The following is a 22938-nucleotide window of genomic DNA, read 5'->3' on the forward strand; positions in this document are numbered from 1 at the left end:
CGACCTGCCATGGCGTTGTGCCGAACCACCTGCCCCGGATGAGGAGTCGGGCTGCCAGCCCCGGACGCCCGTGCGATCGTGGGAGTTCCGGGGGGTTGCCGATGAGGCTCAGAACGGCGGTGCAGTTGGCCGCGGCGGCTATCGCGGTGTCCCTGATCCCGGCTGCCTCCAGCCAGCCGTACAACAGTTTCGCCGCCACCGAGGGCACCCAGTCGGCCGCCAACGGCCAGCGAACGGCGATCACCAGCGTCGAACCGCCAGGGGGTTACACGGGAGCGGCGCCGCCGCCGGAGTTCGGTATCCCGGGGGTGGTGCTGCAGGCGTACCGCTCGGCCGCCCTGCGGCTCGCCGGGTCCGCACCAGGATGCCGGCTGACGTGGCAGATGCTGGCCGGCGTCGGCAAGGTCGAGACCGACCACGCCCGTGCCGGCGCGGTCGACAGCGCGGGTACGACACTGCGGCCGATCCTCGGCCCGGTGCTGAACGGACGCAGCTACGTCGCGGTCGCCGACACCGATCGCGGCAGGCTGGACGGCAACGTCATCTGGGACCGTGCGGTCGGCCCGATGCAGTTCATCCCGGCGTCGTGGGCGCGCTACCGCGCCGACGGGAACGGTGACGGCGTGGCCGACATCAACAACGTGTTCGACGCGTCGCTGGCCACCGCCAACTACCTCTGCACCGGCCAGCGGGATCTGTCCAACCGAATGGAGCTGGCCACCGCTCTCTACAGCTACAACAACTCCACGAAGTACGTGCAGAAGGTCCTGTCCTGGATCGACGCGTACACGGCCGGCCGATCGGCGCCGCTTCCCGGCAGCACCGACCAGAGTCCGCTGGCCGGTGCGCAACTGCCGAATCCCGCGCCGGTGCCGGTACCCGCGCCAACCGCCTCCCCGCCTGCCGCGCCGACAGTGCCTGCTCCCGTTCCGGCGGTTCCGGCACCGCCACCGGTACCGGTACCCGCGCCGACCGCTGCCCCGACTGCCGCGCCGACGGCGCCGGGCGCCCGGCCGTACCCCTATCCGTATCCGTACGGCTATCCGAACTATCCCGGCTATCCGAGCTATCCCGGCTATCCGTACCCGTACCCCTACCAATATCCGTATCCCCCGGCGCCGGGCCAGACGTACCCGCCGGCTCCCACCGCGGCACCTCCCACCGCGGCGCCGAATCCGGGGCCGACCGCGCCCGTGCCCGTCCCGACCGTGCCGGTGCCGGCACCGGTCCCGACCTCGACGGCGCATCCGCGACCGACAGCCACGTCCGATCCGACGCCCACGCCACGCCCCACCGCCAAGCCGACCAGGCGCCCCACAGCCAATCCGACGTCGATGCCGAAACCGAGCCGGAAACCGACCGCGCGCCCGAGCCGAACGCCCTCGGCCACGCCGAAGCCGAGCCGAACGCCGAGTCCGACCGCGAAGCCCGAGCCGGACCCCACGGCGAAACCGAAGCCGACACGCACGCCGACACCGACGCACACCCCGACACCGACGCCGAGACCGACGTGTACGCCGGACCGGAGTCCCGCTCCGGCAGCGACGCCACGACGAACGCCGACGGCGCGACCGACACTACGTTCCACCGCCACGCCGAGGCCCTCGCACCCGAGCGCGAAACCGACACCGAAACCGACACCCAAGCCGAAACCGAAAATACCGACACCGACCGCACACGCCTGTGCTCGAGGACGGTGACGCCTCCGGTCAGGGAGTCCGCGCGCGGACCTCGTTGACGATCTTCTGCAGCGTCTTCGTGTTCTCCGGTGCGCCGGTCAGGCGTACCGCCACATGCTGGTCGACCGGTCCACCGCGAGTCGCGGCGAACACGTGGCTCATCGCCACCGAGACCTGAAGCTGGTTGCCGGCGCCCACCGACCACTCGGCGTAGGTCGTGCTGTCGTCGGTACGCCGCCAGTCGGTCTGTGGACGGGGCAGCTGGTCACGCAGTTTCGCCCAGGCCGTTCCGTCGCACGGTGCCGGGCATCGGCTGACCTCGATGATCCCTCCGGGCGGGGTCCCGGGCTTCCCCGACAGGGCGTAGGAGTCGTCGACGCACACCCAGCGCACCACGTCCTGTCCGCCGCGGGTGCTGCGCAGGCAGCCCCACGAGCTGGGCACCCGGAACTGGAACGGCAGCCCGGCGAGGTTCATGGTGACCGTCGGCTCGCCGACCCCGAAGGTCGGTCCGGCGACCGGTCCGTCGGGGCCGTCCGCCCCGGTCCAGGTCGGTTCCGGCGTCCGGGGCCACATCGTGGGAACGGCGCTGGGAACGGCAGTGGGGACGTCGGCGTCCGGCGACTCGCCCGGGTACGACGGCGCCGGGGCAGTGCCGGCGGAGCGGTCGTCCCGGCCGGCCAGCCAGAGGTTCGCGGCGAGCGCGCCGCCGACGACCACGGTGAGGGCCGCGGCCACCGCGACGGCGAGGATCGCCAGTGAACGCCGCGTGTTCGCCGGGCGTACGGTATCGGTCGGGCCACCGGGCGCCATGGGTGCGTGGCGACCGGCGGGGCGCCCCGCGGCGGAGGCAACCGTGTCCGCAGCGGAGGCAACCGTGTCCGCAGCCGTCGTGCCGGTCCAGTGGGGCGCGAACTCCGGCCCGCTGTGCCGGTCCCACGCCGCGGTCGTGGGGGCGCCGCCGGGCAGCGCCGCGGCGTCCAGCAGTCCGAGCGCGGCACCGTCCGCCGCACCGGGGCCGCCCGCCGCACCGGGGCCACCGTCGGCAACCGCCGCCCACGGCAGCTCCGCAACGAGTTCGGCGGCGAGCACCCGCCCGGGCTCGCGCAGGGCAAGACCGTCCACAGCACGGGCGAACCGTGTCCGGACCGCCGGGTCGGCCGCCGCCCCCGCGTGCAGCACGGTGACCGCCACCGGGCGCCCGGCCGGGTCGTACGCCGCGAACACCACGCCTGCCGCGTGCTGCGCATGTCGGCCACGTACCCCGAACGGCCCGAACTGCCGCGGGTCGGTGGGGCGCAGCGGGTCGGTCATCGAAACCCCCGTGGTGATCGAGGCCGCCTGGGAAGGGAGTGGAAAGGGAGCGGGCCGGGTGTGGTCCGCGAAGTGATGGCACGCTTGGTCGCGTGGCAGACGATACCGACGTCCCCGCGCCCGGAGAGGAATCGCCACATGACGACGCCTGACCGCAGCGAGGCCGAAAGCCGGCCAGAGTCCGACGCCGCGCACCCAACCGGGCACACGACCGGACCTGCGACCGGGCACCCAACCCCGCACACAACCGGCCAGGACACCGCGCGCGACCCAAACCACCGAAGTACGTACGACCCAGCCCACACCGGGAACGGCGCGGTGCCGCAGGCCGCCGGCGTCCCGGCCGCCGAGGCGTCACTGGTCGCGGACGCCCTGGCGGAGATCAAGCGGGTCATCGTCGGCCAGGACCACATGGTCGAACGCCTGATGGTCGCGCTCCTCGCCCGCGGGCACTGCCTGCTGGAGGGTGTGCCGGGGGTGGCCAAGACCCTCGCGGTCCGTACCTTCGCCACTGTGGTCGGCGGCGACTTCGCCCGGCTGCAGTTCACTCCCGACCTGGTTCCGTCCGACATCGTGGGCACCCGGATCTACCGCCCGAGCAAGGAGTCGTTCGACGTCGAGCTCGGTCCGGTCTTCGTCAACTTCGTGTTGGCGGACGAGGTCAACCGCGCGCCGGCCAAGGTGCAGTCGGCGATGCTGGAACTGATGGCCGAACGCCAGGTGTCGGTCGGCGGGCGGACCTTCCCGCTGCCCTCGCCGTTCATCGTCATCGCCACCCAGAACCCCCTCGAGTCCGAAGGCGTGTACCCACTGCCGGAGGCGCAGCGCGACCGGTTCCTGGTCAAGGTCGACGTGCACCTGCCCGACGCCGAGCAGGAGTTCCGGATCCTGGAACGCATGAGCGTCGACCCTCCGAAGCCGCGCAGGGTGCTCGACCCCGAACGCATCATCGCGCTCCAGCACGCCACCGACCAGGTCTTCGTGCACCGGCTGGTCGCCGACTACATCGTGCGGCTCGTGCTGGCCACCCGGCGCCCGGTGGAGTACCACCTGCCCGAACTCGCACCGGTGATCGACGTGGGCGCGAGCCCCCGGGCCACGCTCGGGCTGGTCTCCTCCGCGCGGGCGCTGGCGCTGATGCGGGGACGCGACTACGTACTCCCGCAGGACGTGCAGGAGGTGGCCTGCGACGTGATCCCGCACCGGCTGGTGCTGGGCTTCGACGCTGTCGCCGACGGGGTACGCGCGACCAGCGTGGTCGAGCGGGTCCTGTCCGTCGTACCCCCTCCTCGGCCGGTGTGGCGGCAGGAACCCGGCGAAGCCGCGGAACCGGACCAGCCCGGTTACGCCCAGCCCAGCCCGGCCGGCCAACCACAGAGCCACCCAGGCCAACCGGGCCAGCAAGGCCAGCCAGGCCAGCCAGGCCAACCGGGCCGGCCCGGTGACGACGGTGGTCCCGGTAACGGCGGCACGCGGCGGCCGGAGTTCCGGTGATCCGGCAGGTTCCCACCAACCACCGGGGTGAGCTCAGCCTGGCCCACCTCGCGCCCGAACGCGCCCTGCGCCGGCTGGAGCTCACGATCGTCCGGCGGCTGGAGGGGTTCCTACACGGTGAGCACCTCGGCCTGCTGCCCGGTCCCGGCACCGAACTCGCCGAGGCGCGCGTCTACCGGCCGGGGGAGGACGACGTACGCCGGATGGACTGGTCGGTCACCGCCCGCACCACCACTCCGCACGTGCGCGACGTCATCTCCGACCGGGAGTTGGAGACCTGGACGCTGGTCGACATGTCGGCGTCGATGGACTTCGGCACCGCCGCCCTGGAAAAGCGCGAGCTGGCGGTGGCCGCGGTCGGCACCGTCGGGTTCCTGACCCACCGGCTGGGCGACCGGTTCGGCGGGGTGGTGCTGCGCGGCGGGCGGGTGCGGCGGTGGCCGGCGCGCTCGGGCCGGCTGGCGCTGTACGGCCTGCTGCGGTCGCTGCTGACCGAACCGCGCACCGCCGTCCACGAGGCCGACGACGACTTCTCCTCCGCGCTGGACAGGTTCTCCCGCACCAACCCTCGGCGCGGTCTGCGGGTCGTGGTGTCGGACTTCCTGGACGGCTCGGGCGATGATCCCGGTGCACCGCTGGCGTGGGAACGCCCGATGCGGCTGCTGTGTGCCCGTCACCAGGTGCTGGTCGTGGAGGTGCTCGATCCGCGCGAGCTGGAGATCCCCGACGTGGGCGTGGTGTGGCTGACCGACCCCGAGACCGGTGACGTGCAGGAGGTGAACACCGGCGACGTCACGCTGCGCGCGAAGTACGCCGAGGCCGCCGCCGCGCACCGTGCGCGCGTCCGCACCGCGCTGCGCCGGTCCGGTGCGGCCCACCTCACCCTGCGAACCGACCGCGACTGGGTCTCCGACACGGCCCGCTTCGTCCTGGGACACCGGCGGGTGGCCCAGCGGCTGCACGCCCCGCCCGCGAGAGGAGCAGGCGTATGACGTTCCTCGCCGGCGAGCGGCTGTGGCTGCTGCTGATCGTGCCGGTCCTCGTCGTGGCGTACCTCCTGCTGCAGCGGCGCCGGCGCCGGTACGCCCTGCGGTTCACCAACCTCGCGTTGCTGTCCCGGGTGGCGCCGCGGCGCCCGGCCTGGCGGCGGCACGTGGCGCTGGGGCTGACCCTGGCGAGTGTGGGGCTGATGGTCACCGCGTTCGCCCGGCCGGAGGCCACCGTGCGCGTGCCCCGCGAACGCGCCACGATCGTGGTGGCGGTCGACGTGTCGATCTCCATGCGCGCCGACGACGTCTCACCCACCCGGCTGAAGGCGGCGCAGGAGGCCGCGAACGCGTTCGTCTCGGACCTGCCGGAGAAGTTCAACGTCGCTCTGGTGTCGTTCGCGGGTACGGCGAACATCCTGGTCCCGCCGACCACCAACCGCGACGACGTGGAGCGGGCCGTGAACGGCCTGCAGCTCGCCGAGTCGACCGCCACCGGCGAGGCGATCTTCACCTCGCTGGACGCGATCAAACAGGTGCCGCCCGACCCCGCGCACCCTCGTGAGCCGCCACCGGCGCGGATCGTGCTGTTGTCCGACGGCTACCGCAACGTCGGCCGCGGCGTGGACGAGGCGGTGGCGGCGGCCAAGGCGGCGAAGGTGCCGATCTACACCATCGCGTTCGGTACGCCGTTCGGCACCGTCGACATCGAGGGCCAGCGCACCCCCGTCCCGGTCGACGAGGACACCATGCGCCAGATCGCGCAGGACACCGGTGGGCGCAGCTACACCGCGGAGTCCGGGCAGGAGCTGGAGCAGGTCTACACCGACATCGGATCCTCGGTCGGCTACACCCAGGAGAAGCAGGAGATCACCTCCTGGTGGACCGGGGTGGCCCTGCTGATGGCGTTGTGCGCGGCCGGGGCGTCGATGTTCTTCCTCGGCCGGCTGCCCTGACCCGCCACCCGCGCCACCCCGCCACTGGGAAGCCGGTGCCCTGGCGTCGGGCATGACGGTTCGGAACCCTCCTGAGGGGAGTGCGCGCGGATGCCGATCCTGGTGGGGACCTGCGGCTGGATGTACCGCGACTGGCGGGCGAGGTTCTACCCGGAGAAGCTGCCGCAACGGCTGTGGCTGGAGCACTACGCCGAACGCTTCGCCACGGTGGAGCTCGACAACGCGTTCTACCGGCTGCCGTCGTACGAAACCTTCGAGGCGTGGAACCACCGGCTGCCTGCGGACGTGACGGTGGCGGTCAAGGCGAGCCGGTTCCTCACCCACTTCAAGCGCCTGCGCGAGCCGGCCGAACCCGTCCACCGCCTGATGGACCACGCCCGCGGCCTGGCCGGGAACCTCGGGCCGATCCTGGTCCAGCTACCGCCCAACCTGCGCGCCGAGCCCGGGCGGCTGGACGAGTGCCTGTCCGCGTTCCCGGCCGGCGTCCGGGTCGCGGTCGAGCCGCGGCACGAGTCGTGGTGGACCGACGACGTACGCCGCCTGCTCGAACGCCACGGCGCGGCACTCACCTGGACCGACCGCCTGGGCCGCCCGCTCACCCCGCTGTGGCGTACGACGGACTGGGGGTACGTCCGCTTCCACGAGGGGAAGGCACGCCCGTGGCCGCGCTACGGCCGGGCCGCGCTGAAATCCTGGGTGGAGCGAATCGCGGACGTCTACGGCGATGGCACCGACGTGTTCGCGTACTTCAACAACGACCCGGGCTGCGCGGCGGTGGTGGACGCCGCGGCGTTCGCCAAGCTGGCCGCGGCCGCCGGCCGAACCGTCACCCGCACGCCCGATCCGCGTTCCCTGACTGGGATCTGAGCGTTCGGGCCGTCGCCGCGGACGCGACTGTGGGCGGCCGCCCCATGCCTTCGGCAGGACGGTCCGCCGGGTGCGTGGCGGAGCCGGCGCCGCGACGCGCCGAGAACGCGACACGCGGGGGCGGATGGCGTACGCCGGGAGCTTCCGGCAAACTGACCCGGTATCGGACTGCTGCTTCGTGTGTCGAGGACGCTGGGGAAGGCGCTCGCTCGACCAGGAGAGGTGGTCCCGGTGACGACACGAGGTGTGCTGTACGTCCACTCGGCGCCGTCGGCGGTATGTCCCCACGTGGAGTGGGCAGTCGCCGGCGTTGTTGGCGTGCGCGTGACCTTCGACTGGACGCCGCAGCCTGCCTGCGTCGGCGCCCAGCGAACCGAGCTGTCCTGGCAGGCCAACCCCGGCACCGCTGCGGCGATCGCTTCAGCGCTTCGTGGATGGCGCCAGCTGCGCTACGAGGTGACCGAGGAGCCGAGTCCCGGCTGCGAGGGCGCTCGTTACTCCTACACCCCGACGCTGGGCCTCTTCCACGCTGTCACCGGTCCGCACGGCGACATCCTTGTCCCCGAGGACCGGCTGAAGGCGGCGATGGTGAAGGCCCGGCTGGGAGAGTCCCCACTCGAGCACGAGCTGGAGCGGGTGCTGGGCAAGCAGTGGGACGACGAGCTGGAGCCGTTCCGGCACGCGGGTGAGGGCGCCGCTGTGCGTTGGCTGCACCAGGTCGTGTGAGGTCCGCGGGGCTGTGGCCAAAGGTTTGCGATATTACCGATTGGTTGGGGTTGACCGGACTGCCATGCGTACGGGTAATCTTCCGGTGACGCAAAGCTGCGAGACACAAACACTCGTCATCGCGGCTGAACATCTCTACTGTGCTTGACAAAGAGGCGTGTGCCTGACAAAGACGTGGCCGCGCGGCGGGCCGACTGGGCGACCTCGGCAGCCGAGCAACGCGGCCGCACCACGTGGGGCGTGACCACTCCCGAGTGGTCACGCCCTCGTTTTTGTCCGCGACTTTCGCCCCCTTCACCGACGGCGTCGACGCCACCGACGCGTGCGTGCCGGCGTGGCACAGCCGTCAGGACACCTCGGCGCCGCGGGAGACGAACACCGGCGTGACGGACACCGGAACCACCACCTCGTCCGGCCGCGCCGCCACCGCCACGGCGGCACCGAACGCGTCCACGGCCTTCACCGTCCCTACCGCCTCCACCGTCGCGCCCTTGTCGAGTCCCGGCCAGGGCACCTCCACCGACCGCGCCGGAAGGTCCTCGCCGGCGAACAGGTCCGGCTGCTCGTCCCAGACGACCAGCAGGGGGTGAGCCTGCCCGCGGTCGACCTCGAACGCCGCCACCTCCGGCCGCCCCGGCACCGGCCGGCGGGTGATCGTCCGGGCGCCGGTGAGCAGCCTGGCCAGCAGGGCGAACGTCTCCGCCTCCGGGTGGCGCACGCTCAGCTTCGTCCCCTCGTACTCCAGCAACGGGAACGTCGCGTACATCAGGTGGGCCATGGTGAGGTGGTCGACGCGACCGGGCACCTCCGGGGCGAGATCCCAGCAGATCGTGCGCCACACCCCGGCCGACAGGGCCAGCAGGTTGCGCATCACCAGGTCCCGGCAGCCCATCCGGCGCCGCCTGGCCTCCAGGTCCGGCGGGCAGTCCGCCAGGAACATCGCCAGCTCCGGCGGCAGGTCCGGCCTGGCGTACAGCGCCCGCATCGCCCTGCGTTCGGGAGTCTCCCGGCCCGCCTGGGCACGTAGCTCGGCGGTGCTGAGGTCGGCTGCGGCCTCGGTCGCGCCGGCGAATGCGGACATCATCGTCTCGGTGATCACGGCCATAGCCTCCGGGAACCAGAACGGCGTCGGGCCGCGGTACTCACCGACCACGACCGGCTTCTCGTAGCCGTGTGCGCGCATCAGCGACCGCGCGGTCGCGAGGTGGTCGGGGATCCGGGCGGGCTGGTCGTAGAGGTGGACGTCGAAGACGTCGAAGTGGTCGCGGCCGTCCCGGGCGAGGTGACCGAAGAACTCCCTGGGCGGGCTGCCCGGCTCGCTCGCGAGCACGTCGTAGCCGCAGCCACCGAGCACGACGGTGGCCATCGGATCGACCTCCTTCACCGCGGCGTACATCGCCTTCAGCTGGCGGACGTACTCCGGCGCGGTGCCGGCCCACAGCAGGCCGGTGTTGCTGGGCTCGTTGTCGCACTGCCAGTAGTGCACCCGGCCCGCGCAGTGCGTCACCAGCCGGCGTACGAAGTCGGCGTAGGCGGCCAGGTCGTGGGCGGGGGAGGGCGGCAGGAAGTCGGTCGGCTGCCGGGTCGCCCACGAGGAACTGGAGCAGACCGTGACCCAGACCTCCTCGGTGCCGTCGAGCTGGTCGAGGAACGCGTCCACCACCGACCAGTCGTCCTCACCGGGGGTGCGCTCGACCTGTCCCCAGTAGACGTAGACCCGGACCAGCCCGGCGCCGAGTCCACGGGCCTGCGGAACGAACTCGTCCGGCGGCCCGAACAGCCCGTAGCTGATCCCGCGGACGATTCCCAGCCGGATGTCCGCCGGATTCGGGAAAGTGGCCGGGGACTGAGAGGTATATGACATAAACCCGAAGTGTATGACGTAAACTCCGCGGGTGGCCACCTCTTTTTCGGACTCCATAGCGACGATCTGGACCCGGCCGCTTCCCGAGGGGCGACGCGGACTGCGCAGGGAGGAGATCGTGCGCGCCGCGGTCGAGGTCGCCGACGAGGGCGGCCGGCACGCGCTGACCATGCAGGCGGTGGCCGCACGGCTCGGCCCGGTCACGCCGATGGCGCTGTACCGGCACGTCGGCAGCAAGGACGGATTGACGGACCTGATGCTCGACGCCGCCGTGGCCGAGGTGGAGGTGCCCGACGCGGCCGGCTCGGACTGGCGTTCGGACCTGACCGGGCTGGCGGCCCGCACCTGGCAGATGATCGTCCGGCACCCGTGGTGGGCCGAACTCGTGCACACCAGGCCGCCGGCCGGCCCGCACCTGATGCGGCGGACGGAGTTCATGCTGACAGTGCTGACCGGACAGGGCCTGTCGGTCGGCCAGGCCATGACGTACGCCGCCCTGCTCGACCGGCACCTGGTCGGCGCGGGCCTGCAGGCGGCCGAGGAACACCGGATGCGGGTGAGGTACGGCCTGGAAGGCGCCGGCGACTTCGTGGCCGCGATCCGGGCGATGAGTGACCTGGCCGACGAGGCGCGGTGTTCGCTGCTGCGCGACTGGTTGTCGGCACCGACCGGGCCCAGCGACGACGACAGCGTGGCACTCGGTGTGGAGTTCCTGCTGGACGGCGTCGCCGCCCGGCTACCTGGTCGCCAGGACAGGCCCTAGCCCGCCGGCAGGCTGGCCGTGAACCGCTTCCCGGTCGCGCGTCACCGAGCAGTCGGGTTCGCGGTGGAGCGAAGCGGCGACTCGCCTCGGATCGACGCGTCCACGAGCTCGACCGGGTGTAGCAGCGGCGGCGCCTGCTCGCCGAGGTGCCGGCGGATCTGCAGCAGGCAGCCGGGATTGGCGGTGGCCACCAGGTCGGGCTCCACCGAGCGGACGTTGGCCACCTTGCGTCGGCCGAGCTCCGCTGCGGCGTCGGGTTCGAGCAGGTTGTAGACCCCTGCCGATCCGCAGCACAGCTCCGCCTCGGGCAGGTCGACGACCTCCAGCCCGGGAATCGTCGCCAGCATCGCCCGCGGCGCGGACCGCACCCGCTGCGCGTGGCCCAGGTGGCAGGCGTCGTGGTAGGCGACCCGGCCCTCGATCGGGTTGCGCGGTGCCCGCGGCTCCAGCTCGGCGAGCACCTCGGTGACGTCGCGCACCTTCGCGCTGAACGCGGCCGCCCGGTCCGCCCAGTCGGGGTCGTCGCGCAGCAGTGTGGAGTATTCCTTCATCGACGAGCCACAGCCGGCGACGTTGACCACGATCGTGCCCACGTCGTACCGCTCGAACGTCGCGATGGTCTGCCGAGCCCGGGCGAGCGCCTCGGGTTCGCGGCCGGTGTGCATGCTGAGCGCCCCGCAGCAGCCCTGCTCGGGCGGGATCAGCACCTCGCAGCCCTCGGCGGCGAGGGTGCGCACGGTCGCGGCGTTGACCCCGGCGAAGAAGACCCGCTGCACGCAGCCGGTGAGCACCGCCACCCGCCGGCGCGGTGTGCCGACCGCGGCCACGCGTTCGGGCGGGTCGGCCACCAGGTCGCGGGCCCGGATCGGCGGAAGCAGCGACTCCAGCGCACGGAGCCTGGGCGGCAGCCGGTCCAGCAAACGACCCCGGCGCAGCAGCCCGGGCAGGCCGCTGCGTTGGTAGGCCAGCCCGCCGATCGCGGCGAGGCGCAGCCGGCGAGGGTGCGGGAAGAGCGCGAAGATGAGCTCGCGGAACGTACGGTCGGCCCACCCGCGCGCGTGGTGGCGCTCGATCTGTGGCCGCATCGACTCCAGCAGCTTGTCGTACTGCACACCGGAGGGGCACGCCGTCACGCAGGCCATGCAGCCCAGGCAGGTGTCGAAGTGCCGGACCAACTGGTCGTCGAAGGACGCCGAGCCCTCACGCACGAGGTCCATGAGGTAGATCCGCCCGCGCGGGGAGTCCATCTCCTCACCCCACAGGGCGTACGTGGGGCAGGTGGGCAGGCAGAACCCGCAGTGCACGCAGTCGTCGAGGAGGTCCTTGTCCGGCGGGTGGTGCGCGTCGAAGTTGCCGGGTCCGTCCGCCCGGCCTTCACCGGTGGAGGGGTGAAGGTGGCCGAAGATGTCCTCGGACCCGGCGTCGCCCGCGGGGGCGGGCTGGGCGAGATGGTCGGTCATCGCGAACGTCCTCCCGGTTGCGGCGAGCAGGGCACGGAATGCGGCGAGCAGGGCACCGGATCCGCAACGCCAGGCGCTAGAACCATGGTGTGAACCGCCCCGGAGCCAGCCGGTGGTCTGCATCCAGCTTCTGCTTGATCGCCCGCAGCAGCGGCGCCGTCGCGGGCGCGGGGCCCCAGGCGGGGGCGACCTCGAACGTCCCCTCCACCGCGCGGTGCACGGTGACACTGCCGCCGGCGGCCAGCACCCGTGCCCGCCACGCGTCGAGCACCGCGCCGTGGCCGGTCGGACTCCCGCCGGTGAGGGCGACGGTCGAGACACCCACCCCGACCCCCGCGGTGAGGGCGGCCGACACGCCGTGCCGGTCGGCGAGGGAGTCGAGGAGCGTGGCGAGCTCCGCGAGCTGGTCCGGGCGGGTGCCGGCGCGCAGCACGGTTCGGCCCTCCTCGCCGCGGACCAGCGCCGCCAGGCTCGACCAGGCGGCGTCCTCGGCGCCACCACTGAGGACTTCACCGCGCCCGAGCAGCTCACGCGCCTTGTCCGCCCGGGTGGCTGCACCGGCGGTCGTACCTTCGAAGCGCATCAGCAACCGGCCGTCGTGCCAGTCGACCGCGACGGGTTCCAGCGGTGAGGACCGCACGACGCCGGCCACCGCCACCGCCTCGGTCACCGGGCAGGTGACGGCGAGCGTGCGGCTCGCCTCCGGCCTGGGGTGCACCCGAAGCACCACCTCGGCGACCAGCCCGAACGACCCCAGCGAACCGGCGAACAGCTTCGTCAGGTCGTAGCCGGCGACGTTCTTGATCACGTGCCCGCCGCTGCGGGCCACGGTGCCGTCGGCGAGCACGACCGTGACGCCGATGACCAGATCGCGCAGTGTGCCGTAGGTGGCTCGCAGCGGTCCGCCGTCACCGGTGGCCAGCAGGCCCCCGACGGTGGCACCGTCCGGGATCCGCGCGGCGTCCAGGGCGACCCGCTGGCCCTCCAGGCGGGCCTGCAGGTCGGCCATCGCCATGCCGGCGCCCACCGCGACGGTCATGTCCGCCGGGTTGTACGCCACCAGCTGGTCCAGCCCGGTGGTGTCCACCACCACGTCGACGGGCCCGACCGGCGCGCCCCACGACTGGGCGGTGCCCGCGCCGCGCACGAGCACCCGGTGACCGCCCCGAGCGGCGTCGCGCATCGCGTCCCGGGCCTGGGCCAGGTCGGTGGGGCGTACGGTCGGCAACTCGCCGGTCGAGGTGCGGTCAGAGACGCTCGATGACACCGTCGGCCTCCAGCGGATGGGGTCGGTAGGGTCCCGGCTTCTCCCCGCACAGTCGCGGCGTGGGCAGCACCTTTCCGGGGTTGCACAGCCCGTCGGGGTCGAACGCCCGGCGTACGCGGTCCATGGTCGCGAGGTCGTCCTCGCCGAACATCACCGGCATCGAGCAGGCCTTGTCGGTGCCGATCCCGTGCTCGCCGGACAGCGACCCGCCGAGGTCGACGCACAGCTCGGCGATCGCCTTGGACAGCTTCTCGGCCCGCTCGTGCTCGCCGCGCGCGTCGTCGTACAGCACCAGCGGGTGGAGGTTTCCGTCGCCGGCGTGGAAGACGTTGGCCACCCGCAGCCCGGCCTCGGCTCCCATCGCCGCGATCGTGCCCAGCGCCTCGGCCAGCCGGGTGCGCGGAACCACGCCGTCCTGGACGAAGTACTGCGGGCTGATCCGGCCGACCGCCGCGAACGCCGCCTTGCGGCCGGTCCAGATCCGGGCGCGTTCGGCGTCGTCGGCGGCCACCCGGATCTTCGTCGTGCCGTTGCGGTGGCACAGCTCCTGCACGGCTTCGAACAGCTCACCGCACTCGTCGGCCGGGCCGTCCAGCTCGATCACCAGCGCGGCCGGCGTGTCCAGGGTGTAGCCGGCACCGACCGCGGCCTCCGACGCCTCGATCGCCAGCTGGTCCATGATCTCCATCGCCGCCGGGACGATTCCCGCGCCGATGATGTCGGTCACGGTGTTGCCGGCCTGCTCGATGGACGGGAAGTCGGCCAGCAGGGTGTGCACCGCCTCCGGCTTGCGCAGCAGGCGCACGACGACGCTGGTGACGATGCCGAGCGTGCCCTCCGAGCCGACCATCAGCCCACGCAGGTCGGGCCCGGCGACCTCCGGTGACGGGCCGCCGAGCCAGACCACGCTGCCGTCGGGCAGCACGGTCTCCAGGGCGAGCACGTGGTTGGTGGTGAAGCCGTACTTCAGGCAGTGGGCGCCGCCGGAGTTCTCCGCGACGTTGCCGCCGATCGTGCAGACCTGCTGGCTGGACGGGTCGGGGGCGTAGTAGAGGTCGTACGCGGCGACCGCCCGGCTGATCGCGAGGTTGGTGACCCCGGGCTGGACGACCGCCCGGTGGTTGGCCGGGTCGGCCTCGACCAGCGCACGCATCCGCTGCAGGGAGATCACCACGCCCTCGGCCACGGGAAGGGCGCCGCCGGACAGTCCGGTGCCGGCGCCCCGGGCGACGAACGGCACCTTCGCCCGGTGACACGCGCGTACGACCGCCGCGACCTCGGCGGTGGTGGTCGGCAGCAGCACCAGCGAGGGGACCACGCGGTAGCCGGCGAGCCCGTCGCACTCGTAGGTGCGCAGCTCGACCGGATCGGAGATCACCCCGGCCGGGCCGAGGACCGCCGTGAGCGTGTCGCGCAGGTCCGTGATGGGCGTCATGTCGCCTCCCCGTCCGCGATCGACATCGTGTCCCCGGATCCTACGTGGCGGCGCCGACCACTGTGGCGGGCGAGGGCGAGCAGCAGCAGGACGGCCGCGACAGCGGTCATCAGCCAGCCGACGTGGTGCAGGCCCCTGGTGCTCAGGTCGCGTTCGAACACGATGCCGAGGACGCTGGTGGACAGAATGGCGCCGAGGTAGCGGAACGTCTGGAACAACCCGCCCGAGGAACCCATCCGCTCCGGCGGGCTGGCCTCGTACAACGCGGTCTGGAGGCCGAGGTTGTTGAACCCGCCGGGGATGCCGAACAACAGCGCGGCCACCACGATCACGATCATCGGGCTGGACGCGTGCAGCAACTGCACAACCAGCGTGCCCGCCAGCAGCACGGCCGAGCCGAAGACCAGCGTCGCCCGTGACCCGCGCAGGCTCACCACCCGGGCGGCCACCGGTGTCATCAGCACGCCCATCAGGGCCAGCGGCAGGATCAGCAGCCCCACGGTGTCCGAGCCGAACCCGCGCACCGAGCCCAGCCACAGCGGCAGGCCGAAGAAGACGCAGTAGAACACCAGGTTGACCCCGCACTGCTGGCCGAGCACGGACGAGAGCGCGCGGTTGGCGACCAGGCCGCGGATGTCCAGGAACGGCGCCGGGGCGGCCAGTTCCTGACGTACCAGCACCGCCGCCAGGACGACGACGGCGGGCACCAGCCACCACTGCGGCCGGTCGGCCAGCGACAGCAGGAACACCAGCAGCCCGGTCAGGGTGGCGCTGAACAGCAACAGGCCGGGCAGGTCGACCGTACGCAGGAACGGCTCCGAACCCGCGGAGTGCGCCGGCGGCCTCGGCAGCAGCCGGACGGCGAGCAGGATGCCGGCGGCGGTGAACGGCACGTTGACCAGGAAGACGGCCTGCCAGCCGGCGAACGCCACCAGGAACCCGCCGAGCACGGGCCCGAGCGCGGCGCTGGTCGAGGCGGCCACCGTCAGCGCCGCCAGCGCGGCAGACGGGGGACGCGACCCGTTACCGGGGCTCCCGGCCGACTTCTGTCCGGCAACCCGGTCGCCACTTTCCACCGCGGTGCGGATGAGGACCAGCGCGGCGGGGAATGCAGTCGATGTGCCCACCGCCATCAGCACCCCGATGCCCACCAGCCACCAGAAGCCGGGGGCGAAGGGAGCGGCGGCGCAGACCGCGCACATCAGCGCTAGCCCGCCCACGAACAACCGGCGGGCGCCGAGCAGGTCCACCAGCCGTCCCATCAGCGGCTGGCCCACGGCCGCCGCGAGGTAGAAGCCGGAGACGAGCCAACTGGAGGTCGCCACGCCGACGCCGAACTCGCGTTGGAGCGGGACCAGCGCGACCGCGATCATCGAGGAGTTCAGCGGGTTCAGGACGGTGCCGAACGCGAGGGACGCGAGCAGTCTGGTGGGTACTCCGAACCTCGGTGTCGGCACGCGGCGGCTCCCTCCGGTTCGTCCCACTGGCCCTGTCAACTGGCTCTGTCAATCCTCGTCGCCTCCCGGACCGGCCGGGGCACGGGGTGGTACGCACCGGTCACCGGCGGGCGACCGTCGGTGGCATGTGCTAGACGTTGCACTGGCCGAAGATCGGGAAGAAAGGTGCACATCGTGGTCGACATCACCGTCGCGGGCGGACAGGTCGAACGAGGCGAGGAGATCCTCACCGACGAGGCGCTTGCCTTCCTCGCGGAGTTGCAGCAGCGCTTCGGCGCCCGCCGCGACGAGTTGCTGGCCGCTCGCCGGGAGCGCCGGGCGGAGGTCGCCCGCACCGGGCGGCTGGACTTCCTGCCGCAGACCCGCGAGGTCCGTGACGACCCGAGCTGGCGAGTGGCGCCGGCACCTGCGGACCTGACCGACCGGCGGGTGGAGATCACCGGCCCGACCGAACGCAAGATGACGGTCAACGCCCTCAACTCCGGCGCCAACGTCTGGCTGGCCGACCTCGAGGACGCCAACACACCGCACTGGGCCAACGTCGTCGGCGGCCAGGTCAACCTCGCGGACGCCGTACGCCGGAAGGTGTCGTTCAGCGCGCCCGGCGGCAAGTCCTACTCCCTGCGCGACGACGCCACGCTTGCCACGATCGTCGTCCGCCCCCGCGGCTGGCACCTGGACGAGCGGCACCTGCTGGTCGACGGCCGGCCGATGGTGGGCGCGCTGGCCGACTTCGGCCTGCACTTCTTCCACAACGCCGCCGAGCTGCTGGCACGGGGGAGCGGGCCCTACTTCTATCTCCCGAAGATGGAGAGCCACCTCGAGGCGCGGCTGTGGAACGACGTGTTCACCTTCGCCGAGGAGCGCCTGGGCATCCCCGCCGGGTCGGTCCGGGCGACCGTGCTGATCGAGACGATCCCCGCGGCGTTCGAGATGGAGGAGATCCTCTACGAGCTGCGCGAGCACGCCTCCGGCCTGAACGCCGGCCGCTGGGACTACCTCTTCAGCCTGATCAAGTACTTCCGCGACGCCGGGCGCGACTTCGTGCTGCCCGACCGCAACGCCGTCACCATGACCGCGCCCTGCATGCGCGCCTACACCGAGCTGCTGGTGCACACCTGCCACAAGCGGGGCGCGTTCGCGATGGGCGGCATGGCGGCGTTCATTCCGAGCCGGCGAAACCCGGAGGTCAACGAGACCGCGCTGGCCAAGGTCCGGGCCGACAAGGAACGCGAGGCCGGCGACGGGTTCGACGGCTCCTGGGTGGCCCACCCCGACCTCGTGCCCGTGTGCAAGGAGGTCTTCGACGCGGCACTGGGCGACCGGCCCAACCAGCTGGAACGCCTGCGCGAGGAGGTCGACGTCACCGCCGCGCAGCTGCTGGACGTGAGGTCGACGCCGGGTGAGGTCACCGAGGAGGGGCTGCGCAACAACATCTCGGTGGCCCTGCAGTACCTCGCCTCCTGGCTCGGCGGCAACGGCGCCGTCGCCATCTTCAACCTGATGGAGGACGCCGCCACCGCGGAGATCTCGCGTTCGCAGATCTGGCAGTGGATCGCCAACGGCGTCCGCCTGGACACCGGCGAGGTGGTGACCGCCGACCTGGTGCACCGCATCGAGGACGAGGAGCTGGCCAGGATCCGCGAGGCGCTCGGTGCGGAGGCCTTCGACGCGGCGCCGTTCCAGGCGGCCCGCGAGCTGTTCGAGACCGTCGCGCTCGCCGAGCACTACGCGGACTTCCTGACCGTCCCGGCGTACGAACGCATCGACTGACCGCAGGGCGGGCCCGCCGGGCTCAGAAGAGCGTGAACCCGCCGTCGATGACGACGACCGAGCCGGTCATGAAGCTGGACGCGTCGCTGGCCAGGAAGACCACGGCCGGCCCGAGCTCGTCCGGCAGGCCGTAGCGCTTCATGGCGGCGGGTTCCACGCACCACTGCTGGTACTCCGGCTGGTCGACCGGTGAGGCCTCGGTCAGGAAGTAGCCGGGGGCAAGCGCGTTGACCCGGATGCCGTGTGGCGCCCACTCGGCGGCCAGTGCCTTCGTGAGCTGGTGGACGGCGGCCTTGGAGGCGAGGTAGGGCGGCTGCCAGCGCGGCTGGTTGACGATCATCGCCGACATCGAGCCGATGTTGACGATCGTGCCGGACCCGCGTTCGACCATGCCCGCGCCGACCGCCCGGCTGCACCGCCACACGCCGTCCAGGTTGGTGGCCAGCACCTCCCGCCAGGACTCCTCCGAGGTTTCCAGCGCCGTGCCGGGGACACTGATGCCGGCGTTGTTGACGAGCACGTCGACCGGGCCCAGCTCGCGGGTCACCTCCCCGACCATCCGGTCGACGTCGGCGGGGTCGGTGACGTCGGCACGCACTCCGTACGCCCGGATGCCCCGCGCGCGAAGCTCGTCCGCGGCCCGGCGTACGCCGTCGGCTCCACGGGCGGTCACCGCCACCGACGCGCCGGCCTCGCCGAGGGCCTGCGCCATCGCCCGGCCCAGGCCGCGGCTAGCCCCGGTGACCAGCGCCACCTTGCCCGCGAGGGAGAACCTCTCAAGCACCGTGGTGGAATCGGGCGTCCGCCCGGTCGGTTCGTTCGTGGTCATCGGGTCACTCCTTCGGCATCGGGGTTCAGGCCGGCGAAACACAGGGCAGCGGCATGCCGAAACCCGGGGAGTCCGGCAGGTGCAGCGCGCCGTCCACCAGCCGGTAGCCGGACGCGTCGACGCCGTCGGTCTGCCCCAGGACACCCTCCACGATCGGCACTCCGCCCAGGCCGGCGGCCAGGTGCGCGGCGTAGCGCGTCTTCAGCGGCTGACCCCACGCGTGCGGCGAGATCTGCACACCGAGCGACCGCACCTGTGACCACAGCCGGCGCCAGGCGGTGAAGCCGAACGACACCACGTCCATCAGCAACACGTCGACCAGGCCGTCGGCGGCGAGGTCGAGCAGGTGGGGTACGTCCGGCTCGTACTCGCCGTCCGCGACCAGCGCCGTGGAACCCAGCCGGGTGAGCTCGGCCCGCAGCCTGGTCAGGTCGGTGCGGTTCTCCGGAAACGGCTCCTCGATCCAGTACAACCCGCAGTCGGCGACCGCCTCCAGGTAGGCGAGCAGCCCGTCGGGGGAGTAGCCGTCGTTGGCGTCGACGAGGATCCGGGCGCCGGGGTGCTGCGCGCGAACGGCCCGGGTGACCTCGATGTCCCGGCGCAGGCCGTCGCCGGCGGACATCCAGCGGTGGCCGCGGCCGATCTTCAGCTTGAACGACCGGTGGCCGGCCAGCTCGTCAGCGCGGCAGTTGGCCAGCACCGCCTCCACCCCGCGAGGAGCGTCGTCGGGGTCCAGGTCGTCGAGGTAGATGGCCGCGTCGTAGCAGGGCACAGGTCGCGGTCCGGCGGCACCGAGCAGCTCGTACACGGGCAGGCCCAGTAGTTGTCCGGCGAGGTCGTGCAGCGCGAGGTCGAGGGGAAGCGCGGCCGGTTCGGTGACGCCGACTTCGGGGTCGAACAGTTCGCCGACCGTTCGCCCGGTGAGCGACCGGGCCGCCGCCTCCACGCCGGCCGGACCTCCCAGAGCGAGCCCCCAGCCGTGTGCGCCGCCGTCGGTGGCCAGGCAGACCGCGGTGACCGGTCCACCGTCACCGTGCGATCCCAGCCTGGCGTTGCGGCCGATCGTGCGTGGGTAGCGGTCGCGGGTCCGGACGATCCGGATCTCGGTGACGCGCTGCTCGCCGAGCGTCGGCATCAGGACCTCCCGGAATTCGGCCGACGGTCGCGAAAAGTGGCCGCGACGATTCGGTTCGTGATTTCGGAGCTGGCGATTTCGGGCTTTCCACAATTCTTCGGGCCGAACATTTCGTCGCTTTTCCCCTCCGGGTCGCCAGGGTGGTGAATCCGCTTTCCGGGCTGTCCGCGGGTCGTTCGGCGCTGAACGAAAGGCCGCCGGAAGCCAACCCAGGAAGGGATGTCACCATACGGGCTTCGCCGCGCCGGCGGTGATTTCGTACGGAGAGTCGTACGGCCGGAAAAGGCCAGTTTGCGATAGCGACCAGGAAGGATCGGCCGGCGCTGAAAGGACCTCGAACCGAGCAAGGAAAGTGGTCGGTCACCGTGCGCGGACGTACCTACCTGATCGCCCTGGCGGCCCTGGCGATCACGCTCGCCGGCTGTACGTCCCTCGGCATCGGCGGCACCCGGAACACCTCCGCCGGTGGGCCCGCGGAGCGCCGGACCGCCTCCGCGTCACCGCCTCCCACCTCACCGGCGGCCACCCCGCACACTGCGAAGCCGTCTCCCACGGCGACCGTGCCGTCGCCGACCCCGACGAGGTCCGCGACGCCTACCCACCGGAAGACCGCCCGGCCCACGCCGCCGAAGCGGCACCGTGCGTCCCCCGCGGGCGTCGCGAAGCCCGCGAGGCCTGCCAAGGCCGCCAAAGCCGCCCAGCGCGTCCGGCCGAGCAAGGTCCTCGTGGTCGTGGAGGAGAACGAGGAGTACGACTCGGTGCTGAACGGCGGTAACGCGCCGTATCTCGCCAAGCTCGCCCGTACCTACGGCACGGCGACGAACTACCAGGCCGGCTACTCCACCGGCTGCCCCTCCCTGCCCGGCTACCTGTTGCTGACCAGCGGCTCCACCCACGGCATCTGCGACGACGCCGACGCCTACGCCCACCAACTCGACGGGCCGAGCATCTTCTCCCAGGTGCAGGCGTCCGGGCGGCAGTGGCGGGTGTACGCGGAGTCGATGCCGCAGGCGTGCGCGAAGGGCAACTCCGGCACGTACGCACCCCGGCACGCCCCCGCGCCCTACTACAGCTCGCTCGCCGGCCGGTGCGCGGACTGGGACGTGCCGCTCGGCACCACCGGCTCCGGCGCGCTGCGGCACGGCATCGACAACGGCCTGCCGGCGTACTCCTTCGTCGCGCCGGACCTGTGCCACGACATGCACGGCGCGTCCGGATGCGACAGCGGCCGGATCGGTGCCGGTGACGACTGGCTGGCCCGGTGGGTTCCGCACATCCTTGCCGGACCCGACTACCGCGCCGGCCGCCTCGCCGTCGTGATCACCTGGGACGAGGGCTCCTCCTCGTCCAACCACATCCCGACGATCGTCATCTCCCCGCACACCAAGCAGCTGTCCAGCGACCGCGCGTTCACGCACTGCTCGCTGCTGCGGACCACGGAGGAGATCCTCGGGGTGTCAAGGCTGGGTTGCGCGGTGGACGCTCCGTCGATGCGCTCGGCCTTCGGCCTCTAGAAGTCTCAACTGGCGGATGCGGCGGGAGCGGTTAGACTCCCGGTGTGGAGCGTCCGGCGGTTGCCCGAGAGCTCCACCTCGATCGTTTCGATGGAGAGGCTGCACATGTCCTACGGCATCTGGGGTCGGGTGCATCGCGACCTACCCGGCCGGCGGGGCACGCGCTGACACGGTAGGTACGGACGTGTCGTCGCGTGCTGCGCAGGTATGCAGCAGTGCGATGCTGCCGGGAGCTTCCTGATCGCGGAGAGCCTTGCCCCGGTGGCAGTTGGTGGGCATGGCAGTCGTGAGAAACGCTGCCGGCTATGCCGAGGCATCCCTGATCCTGCCGTGTCGCAGAAGGTCATTGTCAGCTTCGACAGCGGCCGCGGACCGCCGCCGTTCTCCTGTAGTCGAACCTGGCATCGCTGCGACCCTGCGAAGGTGCGATGTACCCCCACGAAGCTCAGCTCCTGCTGCGGATCGATGTCCCGGATACGTTGACCGCCCACCATGACCGTGCCTTCCGGAACCCCGCGGGCAGCATGGTCCGCATCCATGACGGATCCAGATTCGAGGGTGAAGATGTCTGACGTCACGCGTGCGATCGCTGCTGCGACTTCGGTCGCCGTATCGCTCGGCCTGCCGGCCAACGACGCGATCGTTCTGCACGACTCCAACAAGCTGGCGCTGCGGCTGACGCCGTGCGACGTCTTTGCCCGGGTCGCCCCTGTGGGGCAGGAGGTTGCACAGTTCGAGGTCGAGCTCGCGCAACGGCTCGCGGCGGTCGGATGCCCGGCCGGCACCCTGGAGTCTCGGGTGGACCCGCTTGTGTACACCCACGACGGCTTCGCGGTGACGCTGTGGACCTACCACGAGCCCGTGACACCGCACGTCTCACCAGTCGACTACGCCAAGGCGCTCGAGCGGCTGCACGCCGGCATGCGCGAGATCGACGTGCCGAGCCCTCGGTTCACGGATCGAATCGCGGAGGCGGAAGAACTCGTCGCAAACCCTGATCTCTCGCCTGAGCTCGCCGACGCAGACCGCGTGTTCCTCAGCAGCAGACTGGGAAGCCTGCGACGGGCGATCGAGGACCGCGGCGCCGTGGAGCAGCTGCTCCACGGCGAGCCGCACCCGGGCAATGTGCTCAGCACGAAGAACGGGCCGTTGTTCATCGACCTCGAGACGTGCTGCCGTGGACCCGTCGAGTTCGATCTCGCCCATGTTCCGGAGGCGGTCAGCGAGCACTACCCCGGCGTCGACCGAGGACTGCTGGACGAGTGCCGGCAACTCGTTCTCGCGATGGTCGCAGCGTGGCGCTGGGACCGTGGCGACCAGTTTCCGAACGGGAGGCGGTTCGGAGAGGAGTTCCTGCGCTTGCTACGCGAGGGTCCTCCCTGGCCGACACTCGACACGGTGCGGCTGGAAGGTCCGTAG

Annotated in this window: 18 protein-coding genes; 10 read left to right on the top strand and 8 right to left on the bottom strand. The window is 71.9% G+C overall.

The genetic code is table 11. The features are described 5' to 3' along the window. Positions 1-101: 101 nt before the first annotated feature. Complete coding sequence (locus F4554_RS14200) at positions 102-1700, top strand: lytic transglycosylase domain-containing protein (protein ID WP_179787820.1); 1599 nt, start codon at positions 102-104, stop codon at positions 1698-1700. 9 nt (positions 1701-1709) lie between these two features. On the opposite strand, the gene F4554_RS14205 is transcribed toward F4554_RS14200, so the two are convergent. Beyond that, complete coding sequence (locus F4554_RS14205) at positions 1710-2993, bottom strand: hypothetical protein (protein ID WP_179787821.1); 1284 nt, start codon at positions 2991-2993, stop codon at positions 1710-1712. A gap of 138 nt (positions 2994-3131) precedes the next feature. Here F4554_RS14205 and F4554_RS14210 point away from each other — a divergent pair, with 138 nt between their 5' ends. The 5 genes from F4554_RS14210 to F4554_RS14230 all read left to right on the top strand — a co-directional run bounded on the left by F4554_RS14210 (position 3132) and on the right by F4554_RS14230 (position 8022). Beyond that, on the top strand, positions 3132-4487 hold the full coding sequence (locus tag F4554_RS14210) for an AAA family ATPase (protein ID WP_238341297.1): 1356 nt from the start codon (positions 3132-3134) through the stop codon (positions 4485-4487). After that, positions 4484-5479 carry a DUF58 domain-containing protein gene (locus F4554_RS14215; RefSeq protein WP_179787822.1) on the top strand — a complete coding sequence of 332 codons (996 nt, stop codon included), beginning with the start codon at positions 4484-4486 and terminating at the stop codon, positions 5477-5479. The genes F4554_RS14210 and F4554_RS14215 overlap by 4 nt, the downstream gene beginning before the upstream one ends. Continuing rightward, entirely contained in the window at positions 5476-6429 is a 954-nt protein-coding gene (locus tag F4554_RS14220; RefSeq protein ID WP_179787823.1) for a VWA domain-containing protein, read from the top strand. The genes F4554_RS14215 and F4554_RS14220 overlap by 4 nt, the downstream gene beginning before the upstream one ends. Before the next feature lie 90 nt (positions 6430-6519). Then, on the top strand, positions 6520-7296 hold the full coding sequence (locus F4554_RS14225) for a DUF72 domain-containing protein (protein ID WP_179787824.1): 777 nt from the start codon (positions 6520-6522) through the stop codon (positions 7294-7296). 231 nt (positions 7297-7527) lie between these two features. After that, positions 7528-8022: a DUF3145 family protein gene (locus tag F4554_RS14230; RefSeq protein WP_179787825.1), complete on the top strand. Its 495-nt coding sequence runs from the start codon at positions 7528-7530 to the stop codon at positions 8020-8022. A 346-nt stretch (positions 8023-8368) separates the two neighbouring features. Here F4554_RS14230 and F4554_RS14235 read toward each other — a convergent pair whose 3' ends face one another. Then, positions 8369-9886: a glycoside hydrolase family protein gene (locus tag F4554_RS14235; protein ID WP_179787826.1), complete on the bottom strand. Its 1518-nt coding sequence runs from the start codon at positions 9884-9886 to the stop codon at positions 8369-8371. Between the two features lie 31 nt (positions 9887-9917). Between F4554_RS14235 and F4554_RS14240 the strand changes: the two genes are divergently transcribed. Next, entirely contained in the window at positions 9918-10649 is a 732-nt protein-coding gene (locus F4554_RS14240) for a TetR/AcrR family transcriptional regulator C-terminal domain-containing protein (protein ID WP_179787827.1), read from the top strand. Between the two features lie 41 nt (positions 10650-10690). Here the strand turns inward: F4554_RS14240 and F4554_RS14245 are convergent, their stop codons facing one another. From F4554_RS14245 to F4554_RS14260, 4 genes are all read right to left on the bottom strand, one after another. After that, on the bottom strand, positions 10691-12109 hold the full coding sequence (locus F4554_RS14245) for a (Fe-S)-binding protein (protein ID WP_179787828.1): 1419 nt from the start codon (positions 12107-12109) through the stop codon (positions 10691-10693). Between the two features lie 76 nt (positions 12110-12185). Continuing rightward, positions 12186-13376: an FAD-binding protein gene (locus tag F4554_RS14250; RefSeq protein WP_202889293.1), complete on the bottom strand. Its 1191-nt coding sequence runs from the start codon at positions 13374-13376 to the stop codon at positions 12186-12188. After that, positions 13357-14811 (bottom strand): FAD-linked oxidase C-terminal domain-containing protein, encoded by a 1455-nt coding sequence (locus F4554_RS14255; protein ID WP_179787829.1) that lies wholly within the window; start codon positions 14809-14811, stop codon positions 13357-13359. The genes F4554_RS14250 and F4554_RS14255 overlap by 20 nt, the downstream gene beginning before the upstream one ends. Then, on the bottom strand, positions 14808-16268 hold the full coding sequence (locus tag F4554_RS14260) for an MFS transporter (RefSeq protein ID WP_179787830.1): 1461 nt from the start codon (positions 16266-16268) through the stop codon (positions 14808-14810). The genes F4554_RS14255 and F4554_RS14260 overlap by 4 nt, the downstream gene beginning before the upstream one ends. Positions 16269-16442: 174 nt before the next feature. On the opposite strand from F4554_RS14260, the gene aceB reads away from it, so the two are divergent. Next, positions 16443-18041 (top strand): malate synthase A, encoded by a 1599-nt coding sequence (gene aceB / locus F4554_RS14265; protein ID WP_179787831.1) that lies wholly within the window; start codon positions 16443-16445, stop codon positions 18039-18041. A gap of 22 nt (positions 18042-18063) precedes the next feature. Here the strand turns inward: aceB and F4554_RS14270 are convergent, their stop codons facing one another. Both F4554_RS14270 and F4554_RS14275 read right to left on the bottom strand, forming a co-directional pair. Beyond that, a complete protein-coding gene (locus tag F4554_RS14270) occupies positions 18064-18870 on the bottom strand; it encodes an SDR family NAD(P)-dependent oxidoreductase (RefSeq protein WP_179787832.1) in 807 nt (268 codons plus the stop codon). A gap of 25 nt (positions 18871-18895) precedes the next feature. Further along, complete coding sequence (locus tag F4554_RS14275; protein WP_179787833.1) at positions 18896-20005, bottom strand: mandelate racemase/muconate lactonizing enzyme family protein; 1110 nt, start codon at positions 20003-20005, stop codon at positions 18896-18898. A 365-nt stretch (positions 20006-20370) separates the two neighbouring features. Here F4554_RS14275 and F4554_RS14280 point away from each other — a divergent pair, with 365 nt between their 5' ends. Continuing rightward, the gene (locus F4554_RS14280) at positions 20371-21519 is read left to right on the top strand and encodes an alkaline phosphatase family protein (protein WP_179787834.1); all 1149 of its coding nucleotides are present in this window, start codon (positions 20371-20373) and stop codon (positions 21517-21519) included. Positions 21520-22083: 564 nt separating this feature from the next. Next, positions 22084-22938: a phosphotransferase gene (locus F4554_RS14285; protein ID WP_179787835.1), complete on the top strand. Its 855-nt coding sequence runs from the start codon at positions 22084-22086 to the stop codon at positions 22936-22938.

The sequence above is a fragment of the Actinopolymorpha rutila genome, assembly GCF_013407855.1.
Lineage (GTDB): Bacteria > Actinomycetota > Actinomycetes > Propionibacteriales > Actinopolymorphaceae > Actinopolymorpha > Actinopolymorpha rutila.

What these genes read in the sequence shown, in the direction of transcription:
- F4554_RS14200 (WP_179787820.1), top strand. Translation starts at nt 102, where the DNA reads ATGAGGCTCAGAACGGCGGTGCAGTTGGCCGCGGCGGCTATCGCGGTG.
- F4554_RS14235 (WP_179787826.1), bottom strand. Translation starts at nt 9,886, where the DNA reads ATGTCATATACCTCTCAGTCCCCGGCCACTTTCCCGAATCCGGCGGAC.
- F4554_RS14285 (WP_179787835.1), top strand. Translation starts at nt 22,084, where the DNA reads ATGTCTGACGTCACGCGTGCGATCGCTGCTGCGACTTCGGTCGCCGTA.
- F4554_RS14245 (WP_179787828.1), bottom strand. Translation starts at nt 12,109, where the DNA reads ATGACCGACCATCTCGCCCAGCCCGCCCCCGCGGGCGACGCCGGGTCC.
- F4554_RS14220 (WP_179787823.1), top strand. Translation starts at nt 5,476, where the DNA reads ATGACGTTCCTCGCCGGCGAGCGGCTGTGGCTGCTGCTGATCGTGCCG.
- F4554_RS14205 (WP_179787821.1), bottom strand. Translation starts at nt 2,993, where the DNA reads ATGACCGACCCGCTGCGCCCCACCGACCCGCGGCAGTTCGGGCCGTTC.
- F4554_RS14225 (WP_179787824.1), top strand. Translation starts at nt 6,520, where the DNA reads ATGCCGATCCTGGTGGGGACCTGCGGCTGGATGTACCGCGACTGGCGG.
- F4554_RS14275 (WP_179787833.1), bottom strand. Translation starts at nt 20,005, where the DNA reads ATGCCGACGCTCGGCGAGCAGCGCGTCACCGAGATCCGGATCGTCCGG.
- F4554_RS14255 (WP_179787829.1), bottom strand. Translation starts at nt 14,811, where the DNA reads ATGACGCCCATCACGGACCTGCGCGACACGCTCACGGCGGTCCTCGGC.
- F4554_RS14210 (WP_238341297.1), top strand. Translation starts at nt 3,132, where the DNA reads ATGACGACGCCTGACCGCAGCGAGGCCGAAAGCCGGCCAGAGTCCGAC.
- F4554_RS14270 (WP_179787832.1), bottom strand. Translation starts at nt 18,870, where the DNA reads ATGACCACGAACGAACCGACCGGGCGGACGCCCGATTCCACCACGGTG.